At 44.0% G+C, this 16,640-nt stretch carries 16 protein-coding genes; 13 read left to right on the forward strand and 3 right to left on the reverse strand.

Going from position 1 to position 16,640, the window contains the following annotated elements:
- The first annotated feature begins 24 nt into the window (after nucleotides 1-24).
- The 4 genes from CYJ37_RS08310 (at nucleotide 25) to CYJ37_RS08325 (ending at nucleotide 4,271) form a co-directional block, all read left to right on the forward strand.
- Nucleotides 25-1,347: a diaminopimelate decarboxylase gene (locus CYJ37_RS08310; RefSeq protein WP_257964196.1), complete on the forward strand. Its 1,323-nt coding sequence runs from the start codon at nucleotides 25-27 to the stop codon at nucleotides 1,345-1,347.
- Nucleotides 1,328-2,296, forward strand: coding sequence for an ATP-grasp domain-containing protein (locus CYJ37_RS08315; protein ID WP_101549010.1), 969 nt, complete (start codon nucleotides 1,328-1,330; stop codon nucleotides 2,294-2,296). The genes CYJ37_RS08310 and CYJ37_RS08315 overlap by 20 nt, the downstream gene beginning before the upstream one ends.
- Nucleotides 2,297-2,773: 477 nt before the next feature.
- A complete protein-coding gene (locus CYJ37_RS08320) occupies nucleotides 2,774-3,094 on the forward strand; it encodes a PadR family transcriptional regulator (RefSeq protein ID WP_101549012.1) in 321 nt (106 codons plus the stop codon).
- Nucleotides 3,087-4,271, forward strand: a complete 1,185-nt coding sequence (locus CYJ37_RS08325) for a DUF2812 domain-containing protein (protein WP_101549014.1) — start codon at nucleotides 3,087-3,089, stop codon at nucleotides 4,269-4,271. Before CYJ37_RS08320 ends, CYJ37_RS08325 begins: the two co-directional genes overlap by 8 nt.
- Before the next feature lie 134 nt (nucleotides 4,272-4,405).
- Here the strand turns inward: CYJ37_RS08325 and CYJ37_RS08330 are convergent, their stop codons facing one another.
- The 3 genes from CYJ37_RS08330 to CYJ37_RS08340 form a co-directional block, all read right to left on the reverse strand.
- Entirely contained in the window at nucleotides 4,406-5,302 is an 897-nt protein-coding gene (locus CYJ37_RS08330) for an STAS domain-containing protein (protein ID WP_101549016.1), read from the reverse strand.
- 144 nt (nucleotides 5,303-5,446) lie between these two features.
- Nucleotides 5,447-6,217, reverse strand: a complete 771-nt coding sequence (locus CYJ37_RS08335) for an SDR family NAD(P)-dependent oxidoreductase (protein ID WP_101549018.1) — start codon at nucleotides 6,215-6,217, stop codon at nucleotides 5,447-5,449.
- 278 nt (nucleotides 6,218-6,495) lie between these two features.
- Nucleotides 6,496-7,161: a hypothetical protein gene (locus tag CYJ37_RS08340; RefSeq protein WP_101549021.1), complete on the reverse strand. Its 666-nt coding sequence runs from the start codon at nucleotides 7,159-7,161 to the stop codon at nucleotides 6,496-6,498.
- Nucleotides 7,162-7,579: 418 nt separating this feature from the next.
- Here CYJ37_RS08340 and CYJ37_RS08345 point away from each other — a divergent pair, with 418 nt between their 5' ends.
- From CYJ37_RS08345 to CYJ37_RS08385, 9 genes are all read left to right on the forward strand, one after another.
- Nucleotides 7,580-8,344: an SDR family NAD(P)-dependent oxidoreductase gene (locus CYJ37_RS08345; RefSeq protein WP_374703150.1), complete on the forward strand. Its 765-nt coding sequence runs from the start codon at nucleotides 7,580-7,582 to the stop codon at nucleotides 8,342-8,344.
- 11 nt (nucleotides 8,345-8,355) lie between these two features.
- Nucleotides 8,356-9,411: a ketopantoate reductase family protein gene (locus CYJ37_RS08350; RefSeq protein ID WP_101549025.1), complete on the forward strand. Its 1,056-nt coding sequence runs from the start codon at nucleotides 8,356-8,358 to the stop codon at nucleotides 9,409-9,411.
- A complete protein-coding gene (locus CYJ37_RS08355) occupies nucleotides 9,395-10,054 on the forward strand; it encodes a GntR family transcriptional regulator (protein ID WP_101549027.1) in 660 nt (219 codons plus the stop codon). The genes CYJ37_RS08350 and CYJ37_RS08355 overlap by 17 nt, the downstream gene beginning before the upstream one ends.
- A 13-nt stretch (nucleotides 10,055-10,067) precedes the next feature.
- Nucleotides 10,068-11,084: an ABC transporter ATP-binding protein gene (locus tag CYJ37_RS08360; RefSeq protein WP_101549029.1), complete on the forward strand. Its 1,017-nt coding sequence runs from the start codon at nucleotides 10,068-10,070 to the stop codon at nucleotides 11,082-11,084.
- Nucleotides 11,038-12,030, forward strand: a complete 993-nt coding sequence (locus tag CYJ37_RS08365; RefSeq protein ID WP_257964197.1) for an ABC transporter ATP-binding protein — start codon at nucleotides 11,038-11,040, stop codon at nucleotides 12,028-12,030. The genes CYJ37_RS08360 and CYJ37_RS08365 overlap by 47 nt, the downstream gene beginning before the upstream one ends.
- 20 nt (nucleotides 12,031-12,050) lie before the next feature.
- Complete coding sequence (locus CYJ37_RS08370; protein ID WP_101549031.1) at nucleotides 12,051-13,064, forward strand: ABC transporter permease; 1,014 nt, start codon at nucleotides 12,051-12,053, stop codon at nucleotides 13,062-13,064.
- 12 nt (nucleotides 13,065-13,076) lie between these two features.
- Nucleotides 13,077-13,895 carry a nickel transporter permease gene (gene nikC / locus CYJ37_RS08375; protein ID WP_101549033.1) on the forward strand — a complete coding sequence of 273 codons (819 nt, stop codon included), beginning with the start codon at nucleotides 13,077-13,079 and terminating at the stop codon, nucleotides 13,893-13,895.
- A gap of 81 nt (nucleotides 13,896-13,976) precedes the next feature.
- The gene (locus CYJ37_RS08380; protein ID WP_101549035.1) at nucleotides 13,977-15,614 is read left to right on the forward strand and encodes an ABC transporter substrate-binding protein; all 1,638 of its coding nucleotides are present in this window, start codon (nucleotides 13,977-13,979) and stop codon (nucleotides 15,612-15,614) included.
- An 83-nt stretch (nucleotides 15,615-15,697) separates the two neighbouring features.
- Nucleotides 15,698-16,639 (forward strand): M14 family metallopeptidase, encoded by a 942-nt coding sequence (locus CYJ37_RS08385; protein WP_101549037.1) that lies wholly within the window; start codon nucleotides 15,698-15,700, stop codon nucleotides 16,637-16,639.
- The last annotated feature ends 1 nt before the right edge of the window (nucleotide 16,640 follow it).

Consider the following 16,640-nt stretch of genomic DNA (forward strand, 5'->3'; position numbering starts at 1 on the left):
ATTTTCTTAAAGGGGGAGAAGTGGTTGGGAAATCTTATGAAAAATAAGAATGTTGTAACTTTAGAGACACTTGAATACGCATCTTTTAATCAACTTGAGAAAAAGTTTGGAACACCATTATATATATTTAACGTTGATAAACTAAGAGAGAATTACCGAAATCTGGAGAACACTTTCGAAACTCAATATCAAAATTTAATAATCGGTTACTCGTATAAAACAAATTATCTTCCGCATATATGTAAGGAACTATCCTTACTCGGTGCATATGCGGAAGTTGTATCACGGCTGGAATATGACCTAGCCATAGAAATAGGAGAGGATCCAAGAAGAATTATTTTTAATGGCCCCCTCAAAAGCAAAGAAGATGTTCAGCTTGCTTTAGAAAATGAGAGCATCATAAACTTAGATTCTTTTTATGAAATAGATTATGTAAACGAATATGCACTAAACAATCCTAAAAAACTAATTAAAATCGGGTTAAGAGTTAATTTTGATATTTCTCTAGAAGGGTTCAGTCCTCTTCAAAATGGTTATGAAGTTAGCAGATTTGGATTTTGTGTGGAAAATGGAGATGTAATAAAAGCAATTGCAAAAATAAACGTTCTTAATAATATTAAAATCGTAGGATTTCATGGCCATTTTTCCACAAAGGATAGAAGTGTAGAGACTTACAGGAAGATTACCATTAATCTTTGTAAACTTGCAAAAGAATACATTTCTGAAAGTGTTGAATATATTGATGTAGGAGGAGGGATGTACGGAGAATTACCTAGTTCTTTCGGGTTTAATGCCCCTACTTTTCAAGAATACGCCGAAGTCATAGGTACTATTATGAATAAAGAGTTTTGTGATAACAGTTGTAAACCTTATTTAATTATTGAACCTGGGATGTCGATGGTTGCTAACGTGTTTAGTTTTATGGCTAAGGTAATGGACACTAAAGAAGTGCGTGGAAAACAATTTGTATTATTAGACGGCAGTGTTCATAACATTAAGCCAACTATGCACCAAAGGAACCTTCCGATGAAAATTGTTAGACAACACGCTGATGGAGGTAATAAGCGACCATTTGAGATAGTAGGTTATACCTGCATGGAGAAAGACTATTTAGCCCATGATGTCCATGATGAACTTCCGCTGAGGGGCGATTACGTTATTTTTCATAACGTAGGTGCTTATACCATTGTCTTCAATCCTCCATTTATTAAAGGCAGGCCAAGTATTATAGCATTGGAGGAGGGTAAGGTTTATATTACACGGAGGGCAGAAACATTCCGGCAGTTTTTCAATGAAGAAATTTACTGCTTTCCAAAAGGGGGAAACAATGAATATCTTAATCTGTAGTGTTGGTCGCAGAGTGAAGCTTGTGGAGTACTTTAAAGAAACCTGTCATGAAACTGGTGGAGTAGTTATAACGGTAGATTGCGATGCAACTGCTGCTGGTTTATATTTTGCGGATCATTATGAAATAGTCCCGCAGATAAACCACCCTGATTATATTTCTGTCATCAAGCAGATTTGCCGAAAGTATAAAATTAATGCAATTTTATCATTAATTGATCCGGAATTAATCTTATTAGCACAATATAAGGATGAGTTTGAGAGAGAAGGCGTAAGGGTTATTGTTTCTGATGAAAATGTTGTAAAAATATGCTTTGATAAGCATTTAACCTATCAATATCTATGTGATCATCATTTACCTTGTGTTCCAACATTCACTAAATTTCACCAAATAGTTGAAGAGATTCAGCGTCATGAAATTTCTTTTCCTTTGATTGTTAAACCAAGGAAAGGAAGCGCAAGTATCGGAATTACCACTATTCACTCCATTAAAGATCTTAAGCTACTAATTGATGAAGAATCTATGGACAACCTTATTGTGCAGCCCTTTATAAAAGGAGAGGAATTTGGTATTGATTGTTATGTCGATATCGTTTCAAAAGAAGTTGTTTCTATATTCCTAAAGAAAAAGGTGAAAATGAGAGCGGGTGAAACAGACAAGTCAATTGCGGTTAAAGACAATAAATTAATGGAACTCATTCTAAGGCTGCTCAGTACTTTAGATTTAGTAGGGCCAATTGATATTGATTGTTTTAAAACAGAAAATGGGTATGTTATTTCAGAAATAAACCCAAGATTCGGCGGGGGGTATTTGCATGCGTATGAGGCGGGACATAATTATGTGAATTATATTGTAAATAATATAAGTGGAAAGAGAAATATTCCAAAAGAAAATAATTATAAAGATGGAACCATACTCGTAAAATATGATTCATTTGTTTTAATCGATTAGTAATATTGTGATAAAAAATTTGAGGAGCATGTAGAGCCGGTATCAATAAGCCCAAGATTCTTCTCGGATAATCAATCCAGGTCATATAACAAACTCTTGTCAGTATTGGCTATTTTCATCAGACAGCAGAGGAATGGATTAAAAAGTCCAAGCAAGTAAAAATTGCTTGGACTTTTGCCGTTACAAAATAAAGACTACTTCCTAAACCGCACTTAAAATCTTCGCTACCTAAAAATCTCCATCCAATGTACCTTTCTATTTAACTTTCCCGAATGATATTGGATTTATTTAAAACAAATATTTAATTAAGAAAACGAAAAAACATTGAAGGAGAAGAAACGGAAGGTTAACAAGAAAATAGAAATCCTCGTATCTTTACAATAAGTTTCCTATACTGTATTGTTATGTCACACGATATATCGCGTCACATAATAACGAGCAACATTTAACTCCGACGAGGAAAGAAGGGACCAACCAATGTCATACAACGGAGGCCCAATGACCGAAGCCATGTACTACGTACTCCTTGCACTCATGCGTCCCAATCACGGCTACCAGCTGATGCATGCCATCACTGAAGTTTCAAACGACCGAGTGAATATGGGTCCGGGAACGCTTTATGGGGTCTTGTCCCGGATGCAAAAGGACGGACTCATTTACCTGGCCGAAAATGATGGCAGAAGGAAGACTTACAAAATTACAACTGATGGGGAACATGCCCTGCGTGTTGAGTATGGTCGATTAAAAGCCCTGATTGAAGACAGCAGGATTTTAGAGGAGGGTGAGGGGGATGGGTAAAACTGTACGCAAACTCCGCCCTAGTGATTATTGGCGAATCGGGGAGCATGAAAGCTGGTTCACAGACATGGCAGCAGAAGGGCTTTTCCTTAAGAAGATGGGGAGCCGGTTTGCTAAGTTTGTCAAAGGTGAGCCGAAGAAGGTGAAGTACAGAATTGATGTATCGTTCAGTAAGGAAATCTCCAGTGAGCAAGTCGAGATGTATGCTGAAAGCGGATGGGATTATGTCACAAACTACAGTTATTTCCATGTCTTTTCCTCACCGGCTGAGCTTCATGCAACTGAGCTCCATACAGATCCAGCTGAGCAGTCATATACATTAAAGGCTCTGGACGAAAAGTATGCTCAGACTGCGTGGACCGTCACGATTATGATACTGCTGACGTTTGGGATGCTGGCTTCTATATGGTTCCTTGACGGAACACCAACTTTAATGATGGTTCAGGGCAATGTGCTTACACAAACGATTTTAACTATCATCCTCGGATACTCGGCCTACAATTCCCTCCAAGCGGCGATTTCTATTCGGTCGCTGCGGAAAAAACTTGCCGAAGGAATACCGATCGACCACCATGCTCCGTGGAAGAAGCGCTTCCGCCGGAATACGGCAATATCCTTGCTTTTTATAGTAACAGCCGGTTCGACTGCTGCTATATCATTCGCGCAGCTTTCTATGATGGACACAAAAACATTGCCTGAAGGAAACATAGACCTGCCGATTGTGAGATTAGCAGATGTAGAAAAGAATCCGGACTTGATCAGGGAAGAGCCGGTATATTTCGATGATGATGTGGATTGGGGCAACCGCTATTCCCGCGACTGGAGTCCATTGGCACCCAAGCAATATGAAACTGATGAAAGCGGAGAAGTAATTGGTGAGAAGTGGGATGACGGCAGCGGCAGATATTCACCCTCCATTCAAACACAGGTCTATCAGCTTAGTGTAGCCGGTCTGGCGGATAATCTAATTTCTGATCTTGTGGAAAGATACAGGTATGAAGACAGCCCGGAAAAGTTCTTGCAAAAAAAGCATCCTGCATTGGATAAGTTGATAGTTTATGAGGAAGAGGGCATTAAAAAGGTATTTGCTTCTAAAGGGAAAACAGTTATGTACGTTTGGTACAACGGGAAGGCGGATTTGCATATGGTGATTGCGGCTGTTGTGGGGAGGATTTAGGTGACAGGTACCACCCGAAAAATCTTGTTTCACAGCTATGTTTCATAAAGTTTGCTGCTGTAGGCCGGAGGGGACAGATTTACTGTCCCTTTCTGGCTTTAAGAGCATTTAATTAAACGTTTGATTAATAAGTTTTAACTAAAAAGGGAGCGGGACGATGAGCCTGTCCCTCTGATTTTGCCTTCGTCTCTGCTCAGTGTAAATCCAATCGTCTTCAAAGCACTCTCCAGGCTTGCCTCAGTTTTTACCGATTTTAAATCTGTGTTTGTGCTGATAGCTCTTAATGCCAAATCCGGTCTGATTCCGGTAAGTATGGGGGTGACTCCGATCAGGCGCAGCATGCTGACAACTTTTAAAAGGGACGAGCTCACCATATCGTTGATTTGGAGAATTCCTGACAGGTCAATGATTAGATACTCCAGTGACAGGCTCTCGCTCTTCGTGAGGGCCAATTCTATGATGGTCTCCAGCCGGAATTCATTGATATTGCCGATGATCGGAAGGATGGCCACTCCTGTAGTGATCGGTACGAGCGGTGCTGACAAAGTTTGAATCTGTCTGTTTGCATCATCGAGCTCCAGTACATAGGAGAGCAGCGAGCTCATGGTCTCGAAAAGATCCACATGTTCTTCAGTGAGTTCAAAGGTTTCCGTATCCAGTCCGCAGATGGTCCCGTAATTCCTTCCATCCTCATAAAAAATAGGAAGGCCCACAAAGCTGCCGCTTCCTAAATTCCGGGTGACATTCAGCGCATTTGTCAGATCGCTTTTTGTAATATCAGGAATATAAAGGACCTTCTTGCCATAATCCACACTCAGCTTGCAAAAGGTCTCTTCAAACGGAAGAGTATCTCCTTCGCTTAGCAATATATCCTCATCATTAACAACCTTGACAATCTCATTTGTCCTTTGATCATTTTTGGCAATGAAAAGAGTATTTATATTTAAAATCCTGCTCATCATTCTTAGAATGCTGTCCGCCGCTTCGTCGAAATTCATGAACTTGCTGTAAGAAAAAGCATTTGAATTCATATGTACTTGTACCCCTCAATCCTAAAATAAGCCTCAACTAATTTTTTACCACTCCTATAGGCGGATAAACCTATAAAAGCATAATAATCTTTTCAAAAGAAAAAGCTGACTCGAAAAGTGATGAGTCAGCTTTTTTTACTAATGCTATAACGCAGCCATACCGCCGTCAATGCGATATTGTGAGCCAGTGATAAATTTGCTGTCATCTGAAGCAAGGAAAACCACCAGGCTTGCAATATCTTCACTTTCGCCGTAGCGGCCGAGCGGGATGCCCTGGGCAAACTGTTCTTGAGCTCCTTCAGCATTATCCGGAGCAAATCCGGCCTCAAGCGAACGCATCATGCGTGTATGAACAGGTGATGGATGGATCGAGTTAACACGGATATTGAATGGTGCTGCCTCGAGTGCGGCCACTTTCGTTAAGCCGACGAGCGCATGCTTGGATGTAACATAAGGTGCAACTCCAGGTGTTCCGCCAAAGCCTGCAACAGATGATGTATTAATGATGCTTCCGCTCTCTTGCGTGGTCATGACAGGAATAACATGCTTAAGTCCCAGAAAGGCACCGGCCACGTTCACGTTCTGGACCTTCAAGAAGTCTTCCAATTCTGTTTCCGCGATAGGCTGAACCTTGCCTTCGATTCCTGCATTGTTAAAGAAAATATCAATTCTGCCAAAAGTATCAACAGCCTTTTGAACATAATTCTTCACATCTTCTTCTTTTGTCACATCTCCCTGTACAGCAATTACTTTACCAAGGGCATCCAGTTCAGCTTTTGCCTCATCAAGAGATTCCTGGAACAGGTCCACAATCACGACTTTAGCGCCTTCATTTAAGAACTGCTTGGCCGTTTCTTTGCCGATGCCGCCTGCTCCTCCGGTAATCACAGCTACCTTGTCACTCAATCTTGCCATGTTGACTCCTCCCATTAATAGAATTAGTTTCTGACTATTCAGGATGGTAACTTTCAGGTTTAGTGTAGCAATACTTTCTTCATATTTGTAGTAATAAGGGTTGATAATAACAGCCCTCAAGCAAGAAAAGTATTTTTCTCTTTTCATTAAAAGCATTTTTATATTTATGTAGAGCTCTATCGTAATAAAATGGCTTTTAATGAAGGGACACCACCCTTGTTTCACATAAATGTTTCATGAAAAGTGAGCCAAGGGACCTGACCCCCTGGCCCATGTATTTAATTAGACTTCCCATTCCCAGGACGGTAAGTCTTATACTCGTACTGAATCGTTCCATCATCCTCTAATATATACGGAATGTTTTCTTCCTCAAATATACCCGCTAGCTGATTCCGCTCCAGCTGCTGTCTTGTTTTCAGCTCATTGATGTGAGGGGTGAGCTCGTTATAGTTTTGGTTGCTGCTGCTGGCGAGCACCTCTAAATAAGTTACAATAAAAAGCCTTTTTTCCATGATTCCAATGACAGAATTTTTGTGCTCCTTGAATGCAGAAGGGGCTTTCATATTATTCGCTTCTAAAATGAGATCACTTAGAATTTTTTTGCTTTCCTGCAATGAGTTTAAATTCAAGGAGGCAGGGGCGGATGACTGCATGAGATAGGTATTTAAAATAGCAGCGCTTTGTTCTGTGTACGCCTGCTGTTCCTTCAAGTAAGCAATCATCTTATCATGCTTGTATACAATGAAATTATCGTAGAATTGCTTTGGCATGCCGGATAGTACTACTAGGATCAGCACAATAGCAATCAGGCTATAGCTCCACCTGGGCCTGGGCTGTCTGATTTTGAAAGCAGGCTGATATATATCGGTCTGGTTGAATGCTTGGCTGCTGCGGTTAAGCGCCTTCATTTGTTTTCGAAAATGCTTTTGGGCTGGAGTTGCCAAAGTGTTTCCCCCTACTAGGTACATTGTTTCATTCCATTTTAATCCATATTCGAAAGTGAGACAATCCACTTGTGCCAATAGAGAACGGGCATTTAATCAATCGTTTGATTAAAACTTAACCTGTTCTCAACCCCGCATATATAAAAAAGCCGGGTTCTTTTTATCCCTTTTTCCTCATACTTATGTACCAAGATTTCTGGTTGAGAGATTCTATGCTTTAAAAAAGAAGAGAGTGATCAGCTGCATTCAAGAGTCATTATTTTAAAATAGTAGTAAAATTATTAATTTTCAAAAAATATTGACAATTCAACCTTCACCCTTTACTGTAATAGTAATAAATTTGTCAAACATAGGAAGTGTTGTCTTGGTTAAAAGTGTTAACAGTTTACATTCAACATTTTTCAGTGGGAAAGTCGTTTTGGTTACAGGGGCAGGCCATGGCATTGGAAAAGGGATTTGCGAGGCTTTTATAACGCATGGGGCCACTGTTGTTGGAACGGATATTTTGGAAGAAAATCTTCAAAGGGCAGAGAAAGAGATCAACAGCTTGGCGAAAGATCAGGGCCAAGAAAATCAATTTCATACATATGCAGCTGATATTACAAAAGAAAGTAATGTAAAAGAGCTGATCGATTTCGTTATAAGCAAACTCGGCAAAATCGATATTCTTGTCAATAATGCCGGCGGTGTATGCGGGCAGGTGCACAAGCCGGTGGAGGAAGTGCCGGAGGAGGATTGGCACAGGATCTTTTCTGTTAATCTGGATGCGGCTTTTTACACGATTAAAGCTGCCGCTCCGTATATGAAGAAAAACAATTATGGAAGAATCATCAACATATCAAGCGGTGCAGGAAGAAGCACGAGCCTGACCGGGATTCAGGCATATGCAAGTGCCAAAGCGGGGCAGATCGGCTTGACGCGGCAGATGGCGCAGGAGCTGGGCCCTTACGGAATCACAGTTAATAATGTTGCTCCGGGATTTGTTGTCTCTAATCCTTCAACCAAGAAGCAGTGGGAGAGCATGTCAAAAGAGCAGCAGCAGAATCTGATTGCTTCCATCTCAGTAAAGCGTTTGGGGGAGCCGGAAGATATAGCTTATCCAGTGTTATTCTTTGCATCTGATTGGGCTGGGTATGTGAGCGGGCAAATCCTTTCAGCTGATGGCGGACAACAACTCTTCTAGGAGGATAAGAAATGGAAATTACGATTATTGGAGCGGGAGCAATAGGCGGGGTGCTGGGAGCATATCTCGTCAGGGACGGAAACAAAGTGATATTCTGCGATTCGGCTGAAGACCATGTACATGCGATGAATGCGCAGGGACTCAGGATTGAAGGTCCGGATGAGATCCTGAATGCAGCATGCACCGCCTATACACCTGATGAGCTGGTAGAGCAGGGAAAGCCATTGGACACTGTCTTTCTTTGTGTAAAAGCGCAGCATACCGAAGAGGCACTGAAACCTTTTCTTTCTTTGATTGACGAAAACACCAAGGTGGTTTCCTTCCAGAATGGATTATGCGAAAACCAGATTGCTAAATTGATTGGCAAGGAAAAGACAATCGGCTGTTTTGTGAATTTCTCAGCGGATTACCTGGGCCCGGGCCGGATCCTTTATGGCGGTACAGCCGCGCTATACCTTGGGGAGCTGGATGGTAATATCAGCGCAAGGGTTCTGGAATTAAAAGATATCCTTTCCTGCTGGGGCCCTGTACAGGTAACAGAAAATATTTGGGGCTATTTATGGGGGAAGATGTCTTACGCAGGATTATTATACGGAACAGCACTTGTGGATGAAACGATGGCCGCTGTCGTCCGGAACAAGGAGCTGCGGCCAGCATTGATGGAGCTGTGCGCTGAAATCCTGGAAGTAGCTGAGGAGATTGGTATTGTCCCTATCGGGTTTGATGACTGGGTACCCGCATTGGTCTATCCAAGGGGAGAGACGGATGAAGAAACCTTGAATGATCAATTGGAACGGCTGAGCGAACGGATGGCAAGCAATAAAAAAACCAAGAGCGGCATCTGGCGGGACCTGGCTGTCAGAAAGCGAAGAACCGAAATAGATTCGCAGCTCGTCCCGATCGTCGAGATAGGGGAAAGGCATCATATTCCGATGCCATTAACGAAAACATTGATCTCTCTTATCAAAGAAATAGAAAATGGCGAACGGCAGATGTCGTGGGAAAATCTGAATCTAATAAAAGCCAAATACGAGCAGGGTGAGCAGAAGAATGTTATTAAATCATGAAAATCTATCAGACCATGTAGCAAAATTAATCAGAAAAATGATCTTCAATGGAACGCTTAAGCCAGGTGAAAAGATTAACCAGGTACAGCTGGCCGAAAGCCTTGATATTTCAAGGGGGCCGGTCCGGGAAGCTTTGAGCATGCTTCAGAATGAGGGGCTTATCAAGCACGAGACCAACAGAGGAACCTTTGTGACGACTCTTTCTTTCCAGGATGCTTATGAAATCTATACATTAAGGGCCCTTTTGGAAGCAAAGGCTGCAGAGCTCGCTGTAAAACATTTAACAGAAAATGATTTTAATAGATTGCAAGAATGCCTGGATGTTTTTGGGGAGGCATTAAGGAATAAGGATCTGGAAGAAGAGGCTTCATGCGATATTCTTTTTCACGAGACCATTGTCAAAGCCTCCCGGCATGAAAGGCTCATCCATATGCATAAACAGCTGAACACCCAGGTTGGCGCCATGTTCTTGACTGTCGCCAATATGCTGCCGGACCGGGCGGCACTGGTGGTTGAGAATCATCAAAAGCTTTTGGAAGCTTTAAGATCGAAGGATGAGGAACGGGTAAGCAGGGAGTTTTCAGATCATTATGTGCATGCTCTTGAGGAATTGGAAAATGTAAAAAGCCTACTAACAATCTAAAGGTGGTGATTCTGTGCTGCTTGATATCAATAACGTATCCCTCGAGTTAAAAAAGGACGGCCAATATACAAAAATACTAGATCAGATTTCTTTCCAGGTGAATAAAGGGGAGACAGTCGGGATAGTCGGGGAATCCGGCTGCGGGAAAAGCATGACAGCACTTTCCCTTATGCGCCTATTGCCGGATAAGGCCAAGCTTGATGGCAAAATTGTTCTGGATGGAAACGACATAACCAAATATAAGAAGAAACAGATGGAGAAAATCAGGGGCGATAAGATGTCGATGATTTTCCAGGATCCGCTCACTTCCCTGAACCCCCTGCACACGGTAGGGAAGCAGATTGATGAGACGCTTATGCTTCATACCGATTTAAGTAAAAACCAAAGAAAAAGCAGGATCATTGAACTGCTGAAAGAGGTCGGGCTTCCGAGGGCTGACGAGCTGATCTATGAATATCCCCACCAGCTGTCCGGGGGGATGAGACAGAGGATTATGATCGCAATCGCAATGGCCTGCAACCCAAGCATGCTGATCTGTGATGAGCCGACCACGGCTTTGGATGTGACAGTCCAGGCGCAGATTCTTGAGCTGATGAACAAGCTCAAGAAGTCCAATGATATGGGGATCATTATGATCACACATGATCTGGGCGTTGTGGCTGAAGTATGTGACAGGGTCGTGGTCATGTATGCCGGGAAAATCGTCGAGCAGGCGGATGTGAAAGAATTGTTTGCCAGCCCGAAGCATCCTTATACAAAAGGGCTGCTGGATTCTGTGCCGAGGCTTGGAGTTAAGAAAGAGAAGCTCGGGTCGATTCCAGGCATGGTGCCTTCACCTGATAAAATGCCGCAGGGCTGCCGCTTCTACGACCGGTGCGGGATGGCCATGGAAATCTGCAGAACGAATATGCCGGAAATAAAGGATGTCGGGCAGAATCATCAAGCTGCGTGCTGGCTATACGAAGGAAAGGAGGGAGAATCTTTTGACACTGCTGGAAGTAAAGGAGTTAAAACAGCACTTCACTCTTAAAAAAGGCTTTCTGGGCGAGAAGAAAACGGTCAAGGCAGTAGATGGCGTCAGCTTTAAGGTAGAGCAGGGGGAAACCTTGGGGATAGTAGGTGAATCCGGCTGCGGAAAATCGAGCCTGGGAAGGTCGATTCTTCAGCTGATCAAGCCTACCTCCGGAGAGATCTTATTCAATGGAAGAAATATTACGCATCTCCCAAGGAAAGACATGAAAGAATTGCGCCGGGATATGCAGATTGTCTTCCAGGATCCCTATGCATCTCTGAATCCGAGGAGCACCATCCGCTCTATTTTAGAAGCGCCGCTGATCATACATGGAATGAAAAGCAGGCCCGAGCGGATGAAAATCATCGAGGGCATCATTGATAAAATTGGCATCCGCAAAGATCAGCTGGACCGTTACCCGCATGAATTTTCCGGGGGCCAGAGGCAGCGGATCGGCATTGCCAGGGCGCTTACCTTGAATCCCAAGCTCATTATAGCGGATGAGCCTGTATCAGCACTGGATGTCTCCGTACAGTCCCAGGTGCTGAATCTGATGGTCGATCTGCAGAAAGAGCTGAACCTGAGCTACATATTCATCTCTCACGATTTATCGGTGGTGCAGCATATATCTGACAGGGTCGCGGTCATGTATCTGGGAAAAATCGTTGAGATTACCCATGTGGAGGAATTATACAGAAATCCTTTGCATCCCTATACAAAAGCACTCTTAACAGCATTGCCGCTGCCGGATCCTACCCAGAAAAGAGAGCGAATTATCCTGCAGGGGGATTTGCCAAGTCCCATCAATCCTCCAAGCGGCTGCCCGTTCCATACCAGATGCCCGTCCGCTACCGCTGCATGCAAAGAGGACGTGCCGAGCCTTAAAGAAAAAGTGATGGACCACTGGGTTGCCTGCATCCATGTACATCCAGAAGAGGCAAATAGAAAATCGCAAATTTCATAGAAACAAAGGAGGCGGAATAAGTGGATGCTCTCCGCTATTTGCTAAAGAGATTGCTGCTGATGATCCCGATCCTGATCGGCATCAGCCTGCTGACATTCTTCATATCCAACACCATCCCGGGAGATCCGGCAAGATTGGCTGCAGGGCCGTACGCAGACGCGAAAGTAATTGAAGAGCTGCAGGAAAAAATGGGTCTGAATGATCCGGTATATGTCCAATACTTCAATTATATGAAAAATCTGCTGCAGGGAGATTTGGGAAACAGCAATTATTCGCACCGTCCTGTTATGGAGGATATCAAACAGTATTTTCCTGCAACTTTGGAACTGACCTTTTTTTCCATGTTTATCACGATTCTGATTGGCATTCCTTTAGGAGTCATTAGCGCCAGCAAAAAGGATAAAATCGCGGATCAATTCGCCCGGGTCATGGCTTTGATAGGGGTCGCCATGCCGGCATTCTGGCTGGGCATCATCTTCCTGCTGTTTTTCTATCTGCAGCTGGGGGTGCTGCCTGGATCAGGAAGGCTGGATACCGGGCTTCCCCCGCCGACAAATATCACAGGCATGTACACAATCGACGCACTTTTAACCGGCAATTGGACAGTGTTCAATTCTGCCGTGATCCATCTGATTCTGCCGGGAGTCACACAGGCTGCTGTCACAATCGGGATGATTACGAGGATGACAAGGTCTTCGATGCTTGAAGTATTAAGAAGTGATTATATCAGGACAGCTTCAGCCAAGGGCGGGTCTGAAAACAGGGTGCTGTACGGCCATGCGCTGAGAAATGGCATGATGCCGATCCTGACACTCCTGGGAATGACTTTCGGTCACTCACTGGGCGGCAGTGTCCTGGTAGAGTCGGTGTTTTCCTGGCCGGGCCTCGGCAAGTATGCAGTCAATGCGATCACCTATCTTGATTTCCCGGCAGTCATGGCAGTCACCATCCTCATTGCCGTGCTGTTTATCACAGTAAACCTGATCATCGATCTTTTATACCAGGTAATCGATCCGAGACTTAATTATGAATAAGGAGGGAACGTAATGGCCAGACGCATTTTCCAGAGTCCTTTAACACTGATCGGATTAATATTAGTCATCCTCATCATCGTCCTCGCCATCTTTGCTCCGTGGATTGCGCCTAAAGATCCGCTGCAGGTAAACATCGGGCAAAAGCTGCTTCCTCCAAGTTCAGAGCATTGGTTCGGAACAGATGAGGTGGGCAGGGATATTCTAAGCAGGATTATCTACGGCACACGCATTTCTTTGAAAATCGGCCTGCTGGTCGTGCTGATCGCCTTCCCTATTGGCACCATCCTTGGAGCGGTCGCAGGATATATGGGCGGGATCGTCGATCAGACCATCATGAGGATCACCGATATTTTTCTCAGCTTCCCGGGCATCATTCTGGCCATGTCCATTGCAGCTGCCCTGGGGCCATCCATTGAAAATGTACTGCTGGCATTGGCCATCACCTGGTGGCCTTGGTACACAAGGATTGTCCGTTCATCAGTGCTTTCTATTAAAAACTCGGAGTTTGTGGAATCTGCAAGGGCACTTGGGGCAAACCCCATCCGGATCCTTTTAAAGGAAATCATCCCGAATTCCATCGCGCCGGCGAGCATCCAGGCAAGCCTGGACCTGGGCTTTGTGATCCTGGCAGCAGCAGGCTTGAGCTTTATCGGGCTGGGCGCACAGCCGCCGTCCCCGGAGTGGGGAGCCATGCTGTCTTCAAGCAGGGAAATACTGCGTGATGCCTGGTGGGCAGCGACATTCCCTGGAATGGCTATTTTGCTGACCGTTCTTGGCTTTAATCTTTTAGGAGACGGGTTAAGGGATCTGCTGGATCCAAAAAATAGATAATAGCAGTACTTGAAGGGGGGCGATTCTTTCTTAGGCTGGTTGTTTGCATCTTTACAATAAAAATAGTTTGGGGGAAAAGAAGTGAACAGAAAACCTTTTTTGTTAAAAATGATGGCTCTCGTTTTGGTTCTTTTACTGGCATTAGCAGGCTGCAATAAATACAATCAGGAAACCTCTACGAGTGAAGGCACAGCTTCAGAAGGAGAAAACAACACCGGCCAGGAAAGTGCTGCACCAAGTGATCCAAATGTGCTGAACTTTGCAACGAACCAGGATATACCTCACTTAGATCCACACGGAACCGCAGCCAATACTTCTTTCAGAATCACTTACATGCTATATGACCGATTGGTGACATACGATGGAACTGATACAGAGGTCAAGCCGCAGCTGGCGGAGAAATGGGATATTTCCGAAGATGGAAAAACCTATACTTTCTATTTAAATAAAGACGCCAAGTTCCATGACGGCTCACCTGTTACTGCCGAAGCTGTTAAATATTCTTATACACGCGCCATCGATGTTGGAAAATCAGCCGCCGGGCAATTTTCAAAGGTCATCAACAAAGACAGCTTTGAAATTGTCGATGATCATACGATCAAAATCACAACCGAAAAACCGTTTGCTCCATTCCTGAAGAGCCTTGGAACTGTATACGCCAATATCGTCAATCCGAAGCTGGCAGAAAACCATGGAGATGATCTTGGGGAAACATTCCTTGCAGATAAAGAGATGGGCTCAGGGCCATATGTTCTGGAGAGCTGGGACCGCGGACAGAAGCTGGTCTTAAAAGCAAATAAAGATTATTGGGGAGAAGCTCCTAAGATTGAAACCGTAAATATCCAGATTGTCAATGAACCGGCAACTGCCCGTTTGATGCTTGAAAAAGGAGAAATCGATTTACTCGATGATACGATGCTTTCCCCGGATGTTATGAACAATATGAAAGGAACAGAAGGGGTTGAAATCGTCAGCTCTCCTGGCTACCAGATCGATGATATCGCCATCAATATGGAAAAAGAGCCGCTCAATGATGTGAAGGTCCGCCAGGCATTGTCACATGCTGTAAACTACGATTCTATCATTAATGATATTCTTCTGGGAGCTGCACAGAGAACAGGCGGAATCATCCCTGAAGGCATGTTTGGCTATAACCAGGATATCCAAAAGCCAGAGTTTGATCTTGAGAAAGCAAAAGCGCTATTAAAAGAAGCCGGCCATGAGGATGGATTCAAGCTTGAGCTCCTGATCTCCGAAAACAATGAAGTCCGTAAAAATATCGCCGTCATGATGCAGTCAGATTTGAAGCAAATCGGAATTGACCTGGAAATCAAGACTCTGGCATGGCCGACATTCCTTGAAACAGTCACAAGCGGCGGCCATCAGCTGGCTCTGGCTGCCTGGACTCCGGATTATGCCGACCCGGATTATAATCTGTGGTACTTTGCCCATTCTTCCAGCAAAGGCCCGGGCTTCAACCTCGCTTTCTATGATAATAGCAAAGTCGATCAGCTTCTTGAAGAAGGAAGAGAAGTAGTTGATGAAGCCCGCCGTGAAGAGGTCTATAAAGAAGTCCAGGCCATCATGGCAGAGGAAGTGCCGTATATCTTCCCGGCACAGCGCCTGGTGCAAACCGCTAAGAGAACATGGGTTAAAGGCTATGAAATCAACCCTATGAACACTTGGTATGTGCCGTTCCAAAAATTGACGAAAGAGTAAGCCTTAATTTTAAAGAAGCGTCCGTTTGAAATCAGCAGACGGCCGCTTCTATTCAATTACATAACAGAAGGGGAGGAGCTTGTATGTGGAAATTCGGAAATCTTGCTGCCGGCAGGGGAGAAAAAGTAAAAGGCTATCTTGAATTCCCGGGGATCCAGGAAAAACTTCCGGCTTTTTTGATCAATGGAGCGGAAGATGGACCGGCGACCCTTATACTCGGCGGCATCCATGGCTGTGAATATACATCTATCGATGCTGCTTTGGAGCTCGGCAGAAATTTATCAGCAGAAGATGTAAAAGGAAAAATAGCAGTCCTCCCAATCGCAAACCCTGCTTCTTTTTATGCCAGAAGCATCTATGTTCATCCAGATGACAAAAAGAATCTTAATCGGGTTTTTCCTGGCAAGGAGGATGGAACTGCAGCGGAAAGGCTGGCCTTCTTTTTAACAGAGACAGCCTTCAAACCTGTGGAATATATCATTGACCTTCATGGCGGCGATATGATTGAAGCCCTTGTCCCTTTCACGATTTATCATAAGGGAGAAAACCAGGAACTGGCAGCCGAATCCAGTCAGCTTGCTTCTGCCATGGGGATTGAATATATAGTAAGTTCAACCGATCAGGTAGGGGGATCTACTTACAGTTCAGCCAGCTTCCAGGGTAAAAAAGCGATCATCGCAGAGGCCGGGCAGCAGGGAATCCTGGATAAGGAGAGCTCCCTTCTCCTGCAAGAGGGCACTAAGAACGCGCTGCGCCATATTGGAAATCTCTCCGGCACTGCAGAAGATAAACCGATGAGGCTGCTGAATACTTTTGACTGGTACAGGGCTGACCACAAAGGTTTATGGTATCCATCGGTTTCAGTCGGCGATGCTGTTAAAAAAGGTGATTTTGTTGGGAAAATCACTGATGAGTTTGGAGACAGCATAAAGGAGTACCATGCAAATACAGATGGCATCATCTTGTTTTTGGTAACATCTCTCGCCATTAACCTGGACGATCCTCTATTGGCTGTTGGAGATTAAG

It is taken from the genome of Bacillus sp. UMB0728 (genome assembly GCF_002858875.1).
GTDB lineage: Bacteria > Bacillota > Bacilli > Bacillales > Cytobacillaceae > Bacillus_AB > Bacillus_AB infantis.

Excerpts from the sequence above, each read along its gene's own strand:
- CYJ37_RS08320 (WP_101549012.1), top strand. The coding sequence starts at position 2,774 with ATGTCATACAACGGAGGCCCAATGACCGAAGCCATGTACTACGTACTC.
- nikC (WP_101549033.1), top strand. The coding sequence starts at position 13,077 with ATGGCCAGACGCATTTTCCAGAGTCCTTTAACACTGATCGGATTAATA.
- CYJ37_RS08330 (WP_101549016.1), bottom strand. The coding sequence starts at position 5,302 with ATGAATTCAAATGCTTTTTCTTACAGCAAGTTCATGAATTTCGACGAA.
- CYJ37_RS08315 (WP_101549010.1), top strand. The coding sequence starts at position 1,328 with ATGAATATCTTAATCTGTAGTGTTGGTCGCAGAGTGAAGCTTGTGGAG.
- CYJ37_RS08335 (WP_101549018.1), bottom strand. The coding sequence starts at position 6,217 with ATGGCAAGATTGAGTGACAAGGTAGCTGTGATTACCGGAGGAGCAGGC.
- CYJ37_RS08385 (WP_101549037.1), top strand. The coding sequence starts at position 15,698 with ATGTGGAAATTCGGAAATCTTGCTGCCGGCAGGGGAGAAAAAGTAAAA.
- CYJ37_RS08325 (WP_101549014.1), top strand. The coding sequence starts at position 3,087 with ATGGGTAAAACTGTACGCAAACTCCGCCCTAGTGATTATTGGCGAATC.
- CYJ37_RS08355 (WP_101549027.1), top strand. The coding sequence starts at position 9,395 with ATGTTATTAAATCATGAAAATCTATCAGACCATGTAGCAAAATTAATC.
- CYJ37_RS08350 (WP_101549025.1), top strand. The coding sequence starts at position 8,356 with ATGGAAATTACGATTATTGGAGCGGGAGCAATAGGCGGGGTGCTGGGA.